The organism is Kitasatospora sp. NPDC058492 (assembly GCF_042720685.1).
Lineage (GTDB): Bacteria > Actinomycetota > Actinomycetes > Streptomycetales > Streptomycetaceae > Kitasatospora.
This window is the reverse complement of record NZ_JBHXMU010000042.1, coordinates 69,637-84,572: the sequence shown is the minus strand read 5'-3', so window position 1 is coordinate 84,572 and position 14,936 is coordinate 69,637. Positions and strand designations below refer to the sequence as shown.

General features: G+C 73.4%; 13 protein-coding genes and 1 pseudogene. 9 read left to right on the top strand and 5 right to left on the bottom strand.

Annotation, left to right across the window (positions count from 1 at the left end):
* Nucleotides 1–148: 148 nt before the first annotated feature.
* A complete protein-coding gene (locus tag ACFWPI_RS25720) occupies nucleotides 149–1,873 on the top strand; it encodes an ABC transporter ATP-binding protein (protein ID WP_380425053.1) in 1,725 nt (574 codons plus the stop codon).
* Between the two features lie 62 nt (nucleotides 1,874–1,935).
* Here ACFWPI_RS25720 and ACFWPI_RS25715 read toward each other — a convergent pair whose 3' ends face one another.
* Nucleotides 1,936–2,454, bottom strand: coding sequence for a GNAT family N-acetyltransferase (locus tag ACFWPI_RS25715; protein WP_380373490.1), 519 nt, complete (start codon nucleotides 2,452–2,454; stop codon nucleotides 1,936–1,938).
* Between the two features lie 271 nt (nucleotides 2,455–2,725).
* On the opposite strand from ACFWPI_RS25715, the gene ACFWPI_RS25710 reads away from it, so the two are divergent.
* Nucleotides 2,726–2,902 carry a hypothetical protein gene (locus ACFWPI_RS25710; protein ID WP_380373487.1) on the top strand — a complete coding sequence of 59 codons (177 nt, stop codon included), beginning with the start codon at nucleotides 2,726–2,728 and terminating at the stop codon, nucleotides 2,900–2,902.
* Between the two features lie 271 nt (nucleotides 2,903–3,173).
* Here ACFWPI_RS25710 and ACFWPI_RS25705 read toward each other — a convergent pair whose 3' ends face one another.
* Nucleotides 3,174–4,736, bottom strand: a complete 1,563-nt coding sequence (locus ACFWPI_RS25705) for a PucR family transcriptional regulator (protein WP_380373485.1) — start codon at nucleotides 4,734–4,736, stop codon at nucleotides 3,174–3,176.
* Nucleotides 4,737–5,028: 292 nt separating this feature from the next.
* Between ACFWPI_RS25705 and ACFWPI_RS25700 the strand changes: the two genes are divergently transcribed.
* The 5 genes and pseudogenes from ACFWPI_RS25700 to ACFWPI_RS25680 all read left to right on the top strand — a co-directional run bounded on the left by ACFWPI_RS25700 (nucleotide 5,029) and on the right by ACFWPI_RS25680 (nucleotide 10,909).
* Nucleotides 5,029–6,513 carry a sodium:solute symporter gene (locus ACFWPI_RS25700; protein WP_380373482.1) on the top strand — a complete coding sequence of 495 codons (1,485 nt, stop codon included), beginning with the start codon at nucleotides 5,029–5,031 and terminating at the stop codon, nucleotides 6,511–6,513.
* Between the two features lie 11 nt (nucleotides 6,514–6,524).
* Nucleotides 6,525–7,322, top strand: coding sequence for a class II aldolase/adducin family protein (locus ACFWPI_RS25695; RefSeq protein WP_380373480.1), 798 nt, complete (start codon nucleotides 6,525–6,527; stop codon nucleotides 7,320–7,322).
* Nucleotides 7,323–7,428: 106 nt separating this feature from the next.
* A pseudogene (gene speB / locus ACFWPI_RS25690) lies at nucleotides 7,429–8,406 on the top strand (agmatinase); the annotation flags it as partial.
* A 131-nt stretch (nucleotides 8,407–8,537) separates the two neighbouring features.
* Nucleotides 8,538–10,166: a thiamine pyrophosphate-binding protein gene (locus ACFWPI_RS25685; RefSeq protein WP_380373477.1), complete on the top strand. Its 1,629-nt coding sequence runs from the start codon at nucleotides 8,538–8,540 to the stop codon at nucleotides 10,164–10,166.
* 128 nt (nucleotides 10,167–10,294) lie between these two features.
* Nucleotides 10,295–10,909 (top strand): TetR/AcrR family transcriptional regulator, encoded by a 615-nt coding sequence (locus tag ACFWPI_RS25680; RefSeq protein ID WP_380373474.1) that lies wholly within the window; start codon nucleotides 10,295–10,297, stop codon nucleotides 10,907–10,909.
* Nucleotides 10,910–10,974: 65 nt separating this feature from the next.
* On the opposite strand, the gene ACFWPI_RS25675 is transcribed toward ACFWPI_RS25680, so the two are convergent.
* The 3 genes from ACFWPI_RS25675 to ACFWPI_RS25665 all read right to left on the bottom strand — a co-directional run bounded on the left by ACFWPI_RS25675 (nucleotide 10,975) and on the right by ACFWPI_RS25665 (nucleotide 13,262).
* Complete coding sequence (locus ACFWPI_RS25675) at nucleotides 10,975–11,205, bottom strand: ferredoxin (protein ID WP_380373471.1); 231 nt, start codon at nucleotides 11,203–11,205, stop codon at nucleotides 10,975–10,977.
* Nucleotides 11,202–12,410, bottom strand: coding sequence for a cytochrome P450 (locus tag ACFWPI_RS25670; protein ID WP_380373467.1), 1,209 nt, complete (start codon nucleotides 12,408–12,410; stop codon nucleotides 11,202–11,204). The genes ACFWPI_RS25675 and ACFWPI_RS25670 overlap by 4 nt, the downstream gene beginning before the upstream one ends.
* 444 nt (nucleotides 12,411–12,854) lie before the next feature.
* Nucleotides 12,855–13,262 carry a winged helix-turn-helix transcriptional regulator gene (locus ACFWPI_RS25665; RefSeq protein ID WP_380373464.1) on the bottom strand — a complete coding sequence of 136 codons (408 nt, stop codon included), beginning with the start codon at nucleotides 13,260–13,262 and terminating at the stop codon, nucleotides 12,855–12,857.
* Between the two features lie 101 nt (nucleotides 13,263–13,363).
* Between ACFWPI_RS25665 and ACFWPI_RS25660 the strand changes: the two genes are divergently transcribed.
* Both ACFWPI_RS25660 and ACFWPI_RS25655 read left to right on the top strand, forming a co-directional pair.
* A complete protein-coding gene (locus ACFWPI_RS25660) occupies nucleotides 13,364–14,011 on the top strand; it encodes an FMN-dependent NADH-azoreductase (RefSeq protein WP_380337805.1) in 648 nt (215 codons plus the stop codon).
* Between the two features lie 242 nt (nucleotides 14,012–14,253).
* Nucleotides 14,254–14,802 carry a YceI family protein gene (locus tag ACFWPI_RS25655; RefSeq protein ID WP_380373460.1) on the top strand — a complete coding sequence of 183 codons (549 nt, stop codon included), beginning with the start codon at nucleotides 14,254–14,256 and terminating at the stop codon, nucleotides 14,800–14,802.
* Nucleotides 14,803–14,936 lie beyond the last annotated feature (134 nt).

Here is a 14,936-nt window from a genome sequence, read left to right as displayed (position 1 = left end):
CCCGCGCGCAGACCTTCGACGCGACCTTCTCGCTGAAGCGGACCACCGGCTTCACCCTGCACCGGGCGGACGCGTCCGACTGAGAGAAGGGAGGAGCCCCTTGGCCGGAGAACGGAAGAACAGGCGGCACGCACCACTGGTCAGGGCCATGGGCCTGTTCGTGCCGCACCGGCTCCGGCTCGGCGCCGTGCTGCTGCTGGTGGCCGCCGGATCGCTGGCCGCAATCGCACCGCCGTTCATGCTGCGGCAGATCTTCGACGTCGCGTTGCCCGAGGGCCGGCTCAGACTGCTGACCGGGTTGGCCGCCGGGATGTTCGCCCTGGTGGTGGCCAGCACGTCCGCCGGAGTGCTCCAGGCCTACCTGTTGGTCACGCTGGGGCAACGGGTGATGGACGACCTGCGCACCGCGGTCTACACGCATCTGCAGCGGATGTCCCTGTCCTTCTTCACCACGACCCGCACGGGAGAGGTGCAGTCCCGGATCGCCAATGACATCGGAGCCATGCAGTCGACGGTGACCGGCGCGGCCGCCACGATCGTCGCCAGTGCCACCACGGTGGTGGCCACGTTGCTGGCGATGCTCTCCCTGAACTGGCAGTTGACGGCCGTGTCCCTCGGGGTGCTCCCGTTCTTCGTCGGGATCAGCCGCAAGGTCGGCGCGGAGCGGCGCGGGATAGTCGAGCAGCAACAGAGCCTGATCGCCGTGATGTTCAGCCTGATCGAGGAGTCGCTGTCGGTCAGCGGCTTCCTGCTGGGCCGCACGATGGGGCGCACCGACACGCTCGTCAAGGAGTTCGCGGGGCGGTCGCGGGACCTCGCGGATCTGACCGTCCGGTCCTCGATGGCCGGGCGATGGCGCCAGTCCATCATCTCGATCATCGTGGCCGCGATGCCGATAGCGTTCTACTGGACGGCCGGAATCGTCGGTGGGCACGGTGGCCCGACCATATCCGTGGGCACCGTCGTCGCGTTCACCGCTCTCCAACAGGGCCTCTTCGGGCCGGTCATGACCCTGTTGCAGACCGGCATCGGCATCCAGAGCTCCATGGTCCTGTTCGACCGGGTCTTCGAGTACCTGGACCTCGAGGTCGACGTCGCGGAGCCCAGGGATCCCGTTCCGCTCGCCGGGCGCCACGGACACGTCCGCTTCGAGCAGGTGAGCTTCTCCTACCCGGCTTCGGGGCCCGTCCTCCAGGGGGTCGACTTCGACCTGCCGGCCGGTGAGAAGCTGGCGGTCATCGGCGCCACCGGCGCGGGCAAGACCACCCTCGGCCATCTGGTCCCGCGCCTCTACGACGTCACGGGCGGTCGGATCACCATCGACGGCGTCGACATCCGTGACCTCAGCTTCGCCACCCTTGCCGAGACGGTCGGCATCGTCTTGCAGGACACCCATCTCTTCCACACGACCGTGGCCGACAACCTGCGGTTCGCCAAGCCCGGAGCGACGGCGCGTGAGCTGGCGGCCGCCGCCGAAGCCGCTCAGATCCATGAACTGATCGAAAGCCTGCCGAAGGGGTACGACACCATCGTGGGCGAGCGCGGGTACCGGTTCTCCGGCGGCGAGAAACAGCGCCTGGCGATCGCCCGAACCATGCTGAGGAATCCGCCGGTCCTCGTCCTGGACGAGGCCACCAGCGCGCTGGACACGATCACCGAGAAGGCGGTCCAACGAGCGCTTGACGCGCTCTCCGTGGGCCGTACCACGATCACGATCGCCCACCGGTTGTCCACCGTCCGGCATGCCGACCGGATCATCGTTCTGGACGGCGGCCGGGTCGTCGAGTCGGGCACGCACGCGGACCTTCTCGCCCACGCCGGACGGTACGCGGAGCTCTGCCGGGCGAGTGGCTCCCTCGGCCCGAAACCCTGAAGCCCTGAAGCCCTGAAGAGCGGAAGATGGAAGGGTGCCAGTCGCCTATGCCAGACGCCCGCTCAGAGCCGCAGGTCCATCCGCTGCTCGACCGTGTCCAGGCCGAACTTGCGGGCGGAACGGGAGACGGTGAGCTCGAAACCGGCCTTCGCGTACAGGTGATGGGCTGCGTCGAGGCCCGCGATGGTCCACAGCAGCACGCCCTCGTACGCGCGGGCGCGGGCCTCGTCCAGGGCGGTGTCCAGCAGCCGGCCGCCCAGGCCCCGGCCCCGGGCGACCGGGTCGAGGAGCACCCACCGCAGCTGGCCCCAGCCCGGGCGCTCGTCCGCCCGGACGAGGCCGGCGGCGCCGACCACGCGGCCGTCGAGCTCGGCGACCCACAGACGACCGGGCGCCGCACCGCCCTCGCGGGCCCGGGCGAGGACCAACTCGGCCATCCCGGCGGCGACATAGGCCTCCATGGTCTCGTCCGTGCCGTACTCGCGGGCGTAGAGGACACCGTGCAGGGCGGCGACGGTGCCGAGGTCCCCGGGGCGGACGGCCTCGCGGACGGTCGCGGATCCGGGTGCGGTGGCGGCCATGCTGGCATCCCTTCCAGGAGGACACTTCCACTGAAACAGTCGTTTCAGTGGAACGATAGACGCCGAGGGCGGCGACGCCCGCGAAACCCTCGAACTGCTCTGGGAGTGGCTGACGAAGCCCGAGCACCGGGGCGCGCTACGCCTGTTCTTCGAGGGGTACGTCCGTGCCTTCGGCGGCTCCGGGCCCTGGCCGGACTTCGGCACCGCCTCGCTGGACGAGTGGCTGCCGCCCCTGGAACGCGTCCTGGACGGCACCGGCGCGAATCCCACCGTGGTGCTGGCCGTCCTTCGCGGCCTGCTGCTGGACCTCCTCGCCGACGGCGGCGGGGGCGGCGGGAGCGGGAGCAGGGACGGGGACGGGGACGGGGACGGCAACGAGGGTGGCGGGAAGCACGCCGCCCGCGTCCACGCCGCCTGGCACGCCTTCCTCGACACCACCCTCGGCTGACGCCCGGCAGGGGGCCTGCGCCAACGTGACGCTTCGTGTTCGTGTGCCGGCGCTCGCGTCCTGGCGGTGTGCTGCCCATGTGCAGGCGGGGATCTGACCACGGGCCAGCAGGTCGGGCCGGAACTGGTGTTCCCGCTGCCGGTCCGCACGGTGGCCGTGGCGCCGGATGGCCGGCTGGTGGTGGGCTTCGGCTGGGAGGTCGCCGTGTTGGCCCGCCGTTGACCGGGCCCGCACGCACGTCTCGCCGCCGGACGGCGCCGGCGGCCCGTGGTCAGTTCGCGCCGGGCGGGAGCCAGCGCAGGGCGAACCAGAGCTCCATCCGGACCTCCGCGTCGCCGAGGTCGACGGCGAGCAACTCGCCGACCCGGGCGATGCGTTGGCGCACGGTGTTTCGGTGGAGCTGGAGCGCCGCCGCGGTGCGGTCCCAGCTGCCGTGCAGGGCGAGCCAGGTGCGCAGGGTCTCCCGGAGCACGGCCGGCCCGGGGGTGCCCGCGGCGGCCAGCGGGGCGAAGGTGCTGCGGGCGAGGGCTGCGGCGTCCTCGGGGGCGACCAGGGAGTGGACGCTCGGCCCGACGGCCTCGCGGTGGTGGACGGCGGCGGCACCGGTGGCCAGCGCGTGACGCAGGGCCCGGTCGGCCTGGGCGTCGGCGATCCTCAGCTCCGCCGTGGGGACGGGCGCGCTGACGCCGAGCGTCCAGCCGAGCCGGGCGGCGGATTCGGTGTCCACGACCCGGTCCGGAGCCGCCGAGCCGGGCAGCAGCGCCCGCAGCCAGGTCCCGTCCAGGTGCAGGTGCGGTGTGCCGAGGGCGGTGCCGAGGGCGGCGAGTTGGACGGCCTCCCCGCCGCCGCCCGCCCGGCCGGTCAGCCGGCCGTGCACGACCACCCAGGCGCCGTCGGGCGGCAGCAGGGCGGCGGCCGCCTCCTCCGGTGCGGCGCCGAGCAGGAGCCGCACCAGGGCTCCCGCGCTGCGGGCGTCCGTGCCGAGCGCGTGCCGCGGGCTGGTGAGCAGCGAGAGCAGCACCACGGCCACCCCGGCCACGGACCGGTGGACGGCGGTCGGCGGTTCCTCGGCGGCGGTGACGAGCGTGAGCGGGCCGCCGGAACCGTCCGAGCCGGGCAGGGTCCGCACGGTCAGGTGCCGCCCGGCGTGGTGCTGGGCGGCGGCGGTCGGCGGCTGGGCGCGGCCTGCGGCGCGCGCGGTGGTCCGTTCGGCGAGGGCGCGCAGTTCGGCCAGGACCGGCACGGGCGGGCGCGCTCCGGCGCTGAACAGTTCGACGCCGCGCCCGTCCAGCAGTGCCGTCCAACCGCCCAGGTGCACGGCGAGTTGCTGGACGACCGCGCGCAGCGCGTCGGGGCGGGCGGCCGCGGAGGCGAGTGCGGACTGGGCTTCGGAGATCTGCCGCAGGCCGCGGTGGGCGGCTTCGGCCATCGCCGAGTAGGCGGCCCGGCCGACGGCGACGAACGGGGTGCCGTCGGGCACCCGCAGCAGGGGCAGGCCGTGCCGGTCGCAGGCGGCGACCAGGTCGGCCGGCACCTCGTCGTAGACCGGTGCGACGCCGAAGCCGAGTGCGGCGGCGCCCGCTTCGACGACGCAGCGCACGTAGGCGTCGATGCCCTCGGCGTCCTTCGGGAGGCGGACTCCGGCGGTGAGCAGCAGTTCGCCGCCGAGCAGGTAGGGGCCGGGGTTCTCGACCTCGGTGGTGCCGACGGTGCCGATCAGCCGGTCGTCGGCCGGTCCGGCGATCCGGCGCAGTCCGAGCACGGGGTCGGCGAGCAGGACGGTCAGCGGGACGGCGGGGCTGCCGGAGGCGGGAGTGGGGGCTGGGTCGGGCACGCCGGCGGCCTTTCGTCGGAGGTTTTGCACATCTGACCCCACGATATTGGATGAATCCGATACTTCTGCAGGCCAGGTGGGGCGGTTTAGGTTCAGCCCACGGCGTTTTCCTTCGGGCACCCCCGGCTCGCCCCCCGTTCCCCGCCTTTCCTGTGCGCCCCGCCAGTCCCGCCCGTTGCCCCGCCCGTTGCCCCGTCCGCTGCCCCGTCCGCTGCCCCGCCTGCTCCCCCACCCACAGCCCTGGCCCGGCCCGCTCCCCCAGCGCGTCCGGCCGGATCGGAGGACCCCCCCCATGACCCTCGACTACGTCGTGATGATCGGCTATCTGTTGGGCATCGTCGGCGTCGGCTGGTGGGGCAAGCGGCGCGCCTCCTCGAAGGCGGACTTCCTCGTCGCGGGCCGCCGTCTGGGCCCGGTGCTGTACACGGGGACGATGGCCGCCGTCGTGCTCGGCGGCGCGTCCACCATCGGCGGCGTGCGGCTCGGCTACTCCTACGGCCTGTCGGGCGCCTGGATGGTGTTCGCCATCGGGCTCGGCCTGCTGGCGCTGAGCATCCTCTTCTCCGCCCGGATCGCCCGGCTGCGGGTGTACACCGTGGCCGAGATGCTGTCGCTGCGCTACGGCGGGGCGGCGAGCGTGATCTCCGGCGTGGTCATGTGGGTCTACACCCTGATGCTGGCGGTGACTTCGACGATCGCCTACGCCAGCGTCTTCGACGTGCTGTTCGACGTGCCCCGCTGGGCTGCCGTGGTGATCGGCGGCACCATCGTGGTCGGCTACTCGGCGCTCGGGGGCATGTGGTCGATCACCCTCACCGACATGGTGCAGTTCGTGGTGAAGAGCATCGGGGTCCTGTTCCTGCTGCTGCCGGTCGCCGTCGTGAAGGCCGGCGGCCTCGCCCGGTTGAAGGCCGAACTGCCGTCCGGCTACTTCTCGTTCGGCTCGATCGGCGGCGACACCATCTTCACCTACGTGCTGATCTACACCTTCGGCATGCTGATCGGCCAGGACATCTGGCAGCGGGTGTTCACCGCCCGCACCGACCGGGTGGCCACGTACGGCGGCACGGTGGCCGGCGCCTACTGCCTGGCGTACGCCGTCGCCGGCGCGGTGATCGGGATGGCCACCAAGGCGATCTACCCCCAACTGGCCAGCCCCGACAGCGCGTTCGCGACCATCGTGAAGAGCACACTGCCGGCCGGGGTGCGCGGCCTGGTCCTGGCAGCGGCGCTGTCCGCGATGATGTCGACCGCGAGCGGCGCGCTGATCGCCTCCGCCACCGTGGCCAACAACGACATCTGGGCCCGGGTACGCACGCTCGTCGGCCAGGGAGGGCCCGGCACCGCGGCCACGGACCATGACGAGGTGCGGTCCAACCGGCTGGCGATCGTGGCCCTCGGCGTGCTGTCGATCGGCGTCGCCTGCGTCCTGGACGACGTGATCTCGGCGCTCACCGTCGCGTACAACCTGTTGGTCGGCGGTCTGCTGGTGCCGATCCTGGGCGGGCTGGTCTGGCGGCGCGGCAACCTGCCGGGCGCGCTCGCCGCGATGGTCGCGGGCGGCGGCACCGTGATCGCGCTGATGGCCGCCAAGGGTGTCCTCGCCAACGAGCCGATCTACTTCGGCCTCGCCGTGAGCCTGGTCGCCTACCTGGCCGTCAGCCTGGCCACCCGCCCGACCGACGCCACCGTGCTGGAGCACTGGCGCGGCCGGCTCGCCGGGCAGGCCGAGACCCCGGCCGCTCCCGCCGCCACCGCCCCGGCCGCCGCACTCTGAGAGGAAGCCTCATGGGCCTGCCCGCCGCACCGACCGTCCCGCCCGGACCAACGGCACCGACCGCACCGACCGAGGCCCGGCTGCGCCGCGAACTCGCCGCCGTGTACCGGCTGGTCGCCCACTTCCGGATGACCGACCTGATCTTCACCCACATCTCGGTCCGCGTCCCCGGCCCCGAGCAGCACTTCCTGATCAACCCGTACGGCCTGCTGTTCGAGGAGATCACCGCCTCCGACCTGGTCAAGATCGACCTGGCCGGGAACCCGGTGGAGCCGACCCCCCATCCGGTCAACCCGGCCGGCTTCGTGATCCACAACGCCGTCCACGCGGCCCGCCAGGACGCCCACTGCGTGCTGCACACGCACACCCGGGCAGGCTGCGCGGTCGCCGCCCAGCGGAACGGGCTGCTGCCCCTCAACCAGATCTCGATGGAGTTCCACGACCGGGTCGGCTACCACGACTACGAGGGCGTCGCGCTCAACCTCGCCGAACAGGAGCGACTGGTCGCCGACCTCGGCGGGCACCCGGCGCTGATCCTGCGCAACCACGGCCTGCTGACCGTCGGCCGCACACCGGGCGAGGCCTTCCTGCGGATGTACTACCTGGACAAGGCCTGCGAGATCCAGATCGCCGCCCAGGCCGGCGGCGGCCCGCTCGTCCTGCCGTCCCGCGAGACCGCCGAGCTCACCGCCCGCCAGCTGACCGGCCAGGAGCACGGCTCCGACCTCCAGGACGACCGGGCCGCCGAGCTGGCCTGGGCGGCCCTCCTGCGCCTCGCCGACCGGATCGCCCCCGACCACGCGAACTGACCCCGTCGACCCGGCGCAACGTCCGCCCGCCGACGCCCCGACGCCCGACACCGGCTCCCCGACAACGCCCCGACGACGCCCCGCCCGACCGACTCCAGGAGCAGCCATGAGCACCGTCCCCGGCCCCCACGCCCCCCACAGCCCCCTCGGCCCCACCGACTCCTCCCGGGTACCGCGCTACGCCGGGCCCGCCACCTTCGCCCGCCTGCCCCGGATCGACCAGGTCCCGCGCGCGGACGTCGCGGTCGTCGGCGTGCCCTTCGACACCGGCGTCTCCTACCGGCCCGGCGCCCGCTTCGGCGGCAACGCGATCCGCGAGGCCAGCCGGCTGCTGCGCCCCTACAACCCGGCCCAGGGCGCCTCGCCGTTCGCGCTCGCCCAGGTCGCCGACGCCGGGGACATCGCCGCCAACCCGTTCGACATCCACGAGGCGGTCGACACCGTCGAGGCGGCCGCCGGCGAACTGCTGGACACCGGCGCCCGGCTGATGACCCTCGGCGGCGACCACACCATCGCACTCCCGCTGCTGCGCGCCGTGGCCCGCCGGCACGGGCCGGTCGCGCTGCTGCACTTCGACGCCCACCTGGACACCTGGGACACCTACTTCGGCGCCGAGTACACCCACGGCACACCGTTCCGCCGGGCCGTCGAGGAGGGAATCCTGGACACCTCCGCCCTCTCCCACGTCGGCACCCGCGGGCCGCTCTACGGCAAGCAGGACCTCACCGACGACGAGAAGCTCGGCTTCGGCATCGTCACCTCCGCCGACGTCCTGCGGCGCGGCGTGGACGAGGTCGCCCAGCAGCTGCGCGAGCGGGTCGGCGACCGCCCCCTGTACATCTCCATCGACATCGACGTGCTCGACCCGGCGCACGCCCCCGGCACCGGCACCCCCGAGGCCGGCGGACTCACCTCGCGCGAACTGCTGGAGATCCTGCGCGGCCTGAGCGGCTGCCACCTGGTCTCCGCCGACGTGGTCGAGGTCGCGCCCGCGTACGACCACGCAGAGATCACCGCGGTGGCCGCCTCGCACACCGCCTACGAGCTGACGACGTTGATGGCCCGCCAGATCGCGAGCGAACGGACGGAGCCAGGCCCGCGAGCCGGCGCGGGCGACCGCACCGACGGACAACCGGACGGACAACCGGACGGCCGCGCCGGTGCCCGTACCGACGCCCGCACGGAGTCCCACGACGCCACCGGCGAGGTGCGCGCATGACGCACCTCCGCAACGGCGGCGACCTGGTGGTCGAGTCACTCGCCACGCTCGGCGCCCGCTGCGTCTTCGGCCTGCCCGGCCAGCACGCCCTCGGCCTGTTCGACGCGCTGCGCCGCTCCGACCTGCGGTACGTGGGGTTGCGGGTGGAGAACAACGCCGGCTTCGCCGCCGACGGCTACGCCCGCACCGCCGGGACGGTGGCCCCGCTGTTCCTGTCCACCGGGCCCGGCGCGCTCACCTCGCTGGCCGCGCTCCAGGAGGCCGCCGCCGCCTCGGTGCCGGTGCTCGCCGTCTCCAGCCAGATCCCCTCGGCCGGACTGGGTGGGCGACGGCGCGGCTATCTGCACGAACTCGTCGACCAGCAGGCCAGCTTCCGCGACGTGGTGAAGTCCGTGCACACCGCCCGGACCCCAGCGCAGATCCCCTCCGCGCTGGCCGCCGCCTGGGAGTCGGCGCTGAGCGCGCCGTACGGGCCGGTGTGGGTGGAGATCCCGCAGGACGTCCTGCTCGCGCCGGTGACCGTACCGCCGGTCACCGGGCTGCGCGCCGAACCCCGGCCACCGGTCCCCCGCCCGGAGCTGATCGCCGAGGCCGCGGTGCTGCTGGCCGAGGCCGAACGCCCGGTGATCCTGGCCGGAGGCGGTGTGGTCCGGGCGTCAGCCAGTGACGAACTGCTGCGGCTGGCCGAGCTGTTGCGGGCCCCGGTGGCCTGCACCTTCGGCGCCAAGGGGGCCTTCCCCTGGGAGCACCCGCTGTCGCTGCGGTCCTGGCTGGAGGACCGCCACACCACCGATCTGCTGGAGGACGCCGACGTCCTGCTCGTCGTCGGCTCCGGCCTGGGCGAACTGTCCAGCAACTACCACACCATGGCGCCGCGCGGCCGGATCATCCAGATCGAGGCCGACGCGGGCAAGCTGGAGGCCAACCACCCGGCCTTCGGCATCCACGCCGACGCCCGCCTCGCCCTGGCCGCCCTCTCCGACTCGGTGCCGGCCGCCGTACCGGACGGCCGGGCCGAGGCGGTGACCGCCGAACTGCTCAAGCGCGTCCAGGAGCGGATCGACGGCCAGGGGCTGGAACTCGAACAGGACTTGCTGGCATCCGTTCGCCACGCGCTACCGGACGACTCGCCGGTCTTCTTCGACATGACGATCCTCGGCTACTGGGCCTGGTCCGCCTTCGACGCCCGCCGCCCCGGAGCGATGCACTCCGCCCAGGGCGCCGGCGGCCTCGGCTACGGCTACCCCTCCGCACTGGGCGCCGCCGTGGCCGCGGACGGCCGCCCGGTCCTCGCCGTCTCCGGCGACGGCGGCGCGATGTACTCGCTCGCCGAACTCGCCACCGCCCGCCAACTCGGCCTCAACGTCACCTGGTTGATCATCGACGACGGCGGTTACGGCATCCTGCGCGAGTACATGACGGGCGCCTTCGGCGAGGCCACCGCCACCGAACTGGCCCGCCCGGACTTCGTCCGTCTGGCCGAGTCCTTCGGCGTCCCGGCCGCCATGACCACACCCGACGACCTCGCACGGGACCTGGCCGCCGCACTCGCCGCCCCGGGCCCCAACGTGCTGGTCCTGCCCGCCCTGCTGCGGATGTTCGCGCCCACCCACCTGGACGGCTGAACCACGGAGGGAGCGCGACGGCCCGGCCCGCGTCCCCGCCGCCCGGCGCACTCCCCCCATCTGCCCCACACCACCACGCCCCCGGACCGTCCGACGCCGTTCCGCCGGCCCTTGGATAGGCTGCCGCAATGGCCCTCGACTCCCCCCGGCTGCTGCGCGCCGACGCCGCCCGCAACGCGGAAAAGATCATCCGGGCTGCCCGGGAGGTCTTCACCGAACAAGGCCCCGACGCCCTCCTCGACGACGTGGCCCGCCGGGCCGGCGTCGGGGCCGCCACGCTCTTCCGCCGCTTCCCCGACAAGGCCGCGCTGCTGCGGGCCGTACTGGACGAGCGCTTCGGCGAGAACGTCCGCCCCGTCATCCAGGCTGCCGCCCACGACCCCGACCCCGCCTCCGGACTGGCCCGCGTCCTGGAAGCGGCGCTGGAATCGGTGGCCGGCGACTACAACGTGCTGGCCGCCGCCCGCTCCGCCGGCGTCCTGACCCCGGCGACCGGGCAGGAGTTCTTCACCGCCCTCGACGCTCTCCTGGCGCGCGGCCAGCGCGCAGGTGTGATCCGCGCCGACCTCGTACCCGACGACCTGCACCGCGTCGTCGTCATGCTGGTCTCGGTGCTGTGGACGATGGAACCCCGCGAGGACGGCTGGCGCCGGTACCTGTCCCTCGTCCTCGACGGCCTCACCCCCGCCGGGGCCCGCCCGCTGCCCTGCCCCGCCCCCGCACTGCACACCCGCACGCCCTGACGCCGAGGCGGGTGCCGGCCGCCCTTGCGGGGGCGGCCGGCACCACCTGCCGCTAGCGCACCGGATCAGCGCGCCGGATGCACCCGGATCGCCGAGGCCGGGCACATGGCGGCCGCCTGGCGGGCCAGTTCCGCCGCCCGTGCGCCGGGCTCGGCGGCGAGCACGACGACCTGCCCGGCCTCGTCCTGGTCGAACACCAGCGGCGCGGTCACCGCGCACTGCCCCGACGACACGCACCGCGAGGTGTCCGCCTCCACCCGCGCGACCGGCCGCTCGCGCGGCTGCTCCCCGCTCACCACAGGACCGGGACCTCGCTGAGGCCGCCCGCCAGCCGCTCGTCGTGGTCGCGCAGGCTCCGCGCGTCCACCGCCAGCCGCAGGTCGGGGAAGCGCCGGAACAGCGCGGTCAGCGCGATCTGCATCTCGGTGCGTGCCAGCACGTTGCCGATGCAGTAGTGGCCGCCGTGCCCGAAGGCCAGGTGCGCGTTGGGGGAACGCGACGGGTCGAAGGTGTCCGGCTCCTCGAACACCCGCCCGTCCCGGTTCGCGGCGTTGATCGCCACCAGCACCGCCTCGCCCCGCGCGATCGCGGTCCCCGCGACGGTGACGTCCTCGCGGGCGTAGCGGGTCAGGCCCAGGCCACCGGGCGAGGCCATCCGCAGGACCTCCTCCACGGTGGCGCGGGCCAGCGCCTCCGGGTCGGCGGCGAAGCGGTCCCGCCGGCCGGTGTCGCTCAGCAGGAACAGGACTCCCAGGTCGATCCGGGCCGACGTCGTCTCGTGGCCGGCGAACAGCAGCCCCACCGCCAGCCGGGTCATCTCCCCCTCGGTGAACGAGGGGTCCTGCGCCTGCACGGCCAGGATGTCGCTGATCACGTCCTGCCCCGGCTGCTTCCGCTTCTCCTCGGCGATGCCGGCCACGTACGCCTCGAACTCGGCCATGGCCGCGGCGCCGTCGGCCCCGCCGTACAGCGCGGCGATCCGCTCCGACCAGCCGCGCAGCAGGCCCCGGTCCGCGACCGGCACACCCAGCAGCTCGCAGATCACCATCACCGGCAACGGGAACGACAGGTGGTCGTGCAGGTTGACGGCGCGTTCCGGATCCCGCGCGCGCTCCTCCTCCATCGCGTCCAGGCAGGATGCGGCGAGCTCCCCGATCCGCTCGCCCAGCCGGCGCATCCGCGGCGCGCTGAACGCGGGCGCCAGCATCCGCCGCATCCGCGTGTGCTCGCGGTCCTCCTCCTCGGGCGAGGGGGCGGGGCGCGTGTGCAGCGCCGACTCCGAGATCCTCGGCGCGCCCTCGGAATCGGGGCGCAGCCGGGAGAAGCGGGTGTCGCCCAGAACCTCCCGGGCCTCCTCGTAGCGGGTCACCAGCCAGGCCGGGTCGCCGGCGGGTGTCGTCACCCGCGTGATCGGACCTTCCTCGCGCAGACGCGCGAACAGCGGCGCCAGGTCCAGGGCGTCGGGGCGCTCGAAGGGTAACTGCGGTGCGGGGGCGGTCATGATGGGTCTCCTCACCGGCCAAAGGCCACAAGAGCAGCGAACGCTTGGCAGAACCGCCCTCTCCTGCACGTCCAGGCCAGGGCGGACGAACGGCGTCCCCGGCCAACAAGTGAGAGTCAGCTCTCTCTTCCCTCGGGAGGGTAACACCGTCGGCACGCACAGTCAGCCACTGGGCGAGATCGGCCCGTTCGGTGCTGGAGCGGGCCCGGCCCTCGGGAGAATCGAACGGAAATCGGCGGCGACGGGGGCCTTGATTCCGGTTCGGCGACGAGCCTGAAGCAGCGACCTGGGCGCGCAGACCGGCGCCCGCTACACCGGCATCTCGCTCACCGGCCGCATCCGCCGGTGGCGCCACCCGGCGTGCACGCCGCCGCGGGACTCGCCGCCCTTGGTGCGGCACGCGGTGGAGCCGCTCCGCCGCCGGCCCCGCGACCGGCCCGGCGGTCACCCCGCCGACGCACCGCCGGCCGCGCCGGCCACGTCGAGCGGGAGCCGCTCCGGCCGACCGGAGCAGGGTGCACCGCCGTTCAGGTGCGCGGCCGCCCACCGCCCCAGCTCGGCCAACGCGGGCTCCAACGCGTTGCCCGCTTCGGTCAGCCGGTAGGAGACCCTCAGCGGAGGGCCGGCGTCCACCTCTCGCAGGATCAGGCCGGCCTCGCCGAGTTCGGTGAGCCGCTCCGAGAGCATGCGCTCGCTGATGCCCGGGATGGCCCGCCGAAGATCGGCGAAGTACACGGGCCCCGGGATCAGGGTGACGACGATCAGGCCCGTCCACCGCTTGCCGAAGAGCTGGAAGACGCGCGCAATGCCCTCGTCGGCCTTCCTGCATGCCTGCTCGCCGTGATTCGCCATGCCACCAGGGTAGCCCTCGACCTACGTAGCTTTAGAAAAGTAAGTAGCTATGTTATTACTAGCTACGTAAGAAACCTCCGCCCCTAACTCTGGAGCCCTCCATGGCCACCCTGCTGCACCTCGACTCCTCCGCCCTGCCCCACGGCTCCGCCTCCCGCGAGGTCACGGCCACCTTCCGCAAGGCATGGGAGGAGCAGCACCCCGAGGGCACGGTCGTCTACCGCGACCTCGCGGCCGAGCCGCTGCCGCACCTCACCGCTGCCGGCATCACGGCCGCCTTCGCCGACCCGGCCGACCACACGGACGAGCAGAAGGCCGCTTTCGCCCTGCGCACCGAGCTGGCCGCGGAGCTGGAGAACGCGGACGCGGTGCTCATCGGCGCCCCCATGTACAACTTCACGATCCCCTCCAGCCTCAAGGCGTGGCTGGACCACGTGATCATCATGGGCCGCACCGGCGGTGAGAACTCCTCCGTCGCGGGCAAGCCCGTCACCGTCGTCGCCAGCCGCGGCGGCTCCTACGCGCCCGGCACCCCGCGCGAGGACTTCGAGTTCGCGGCCAACTACCTGGAGAAGGCGCTGACAGGCCTGCTCGGCCTCAAGGTCGACGTCATCACGCCCGAACTGACCCTGGCCCGCACCGTCCCCGCGATGGCCGACCTGGTCGACCTGTCGGACGCCTCCCGCGCCCAGGCCCACGAGCAGGCCGCTGCCAAGGCCAAGGCCCTCGCCGCCGGCCTCTCCGCCTGACCAGCACCTGCGGACCGCACACCGGCACGGCGCGGACCGAACCCGGCCCCGCACCACCGCCGCTGCTGTCGTCGCGGGGGCGGGGCAGGGCCGCCCCCGCGACGCCCCCGCGACGACGGACGCCCCCGAATTCAGGCCCCGCCCCACCACCACCGGGCGGAAGCAGGCGCGCGACTCACCAGCCCGCGACGCCGCACCCCACCCAAGCGCCACTGCCTGCCCCACCGCGAAAGACGGTCGCCATGACCCGCCGCACCACCGACCCCACCCAGCCCTCCACCAGGCTGTCCGACCTCAGCACCGGCCCCTGGGTCCTGGACCCGGCCACGTCATCAGTGGAGATCAAGCACAAGTCGATGTGGGGACTGGCCACGATCAGGGCCGCCTTCACCAAGCTCAGCGGCGAAGGCGAGATCAGCCCCGACGGCTCCGCGCACGGCACACTGACCGTCGAGGCCGCGTCGATCCTCAGCAAGCAGGCCAAACTCGACACCCACCTGCGCTCCGCGGACTTCTTCGACGTCGACAGGTATCCGACGTTCACCTTCACCGCCACCCGCGTCGTCGCCGACAGCGCCGGAACCGCCAAGGTCACCGGCAGCCTCACCGTGCTCGGCACCACCCGCCCGCTCACCTTCACCGCCCGCGCCACGGCCGCCGGCCCGCACGAGGTGACCCTCAGCGGCGAGATCACCGTCGACCGCAACGGCTTCGGCATGAACTGGAACAGAGCCGCAATGATCAAGGGCCTCACCACCATCACCCTCACCACCCGCTTCACCCACCGCTGACCCACCGGTCCCCGCCCCCCGACCCGGCCCCGTACTGGGGCGGGCCCTGGAAGCGGAGCTGACGAGGTTGATCCGCAGGTTCCGCGGCACCTCACCGGCCGCGTTGTGTGGACGTACGCGACTTCGTCCTGTGG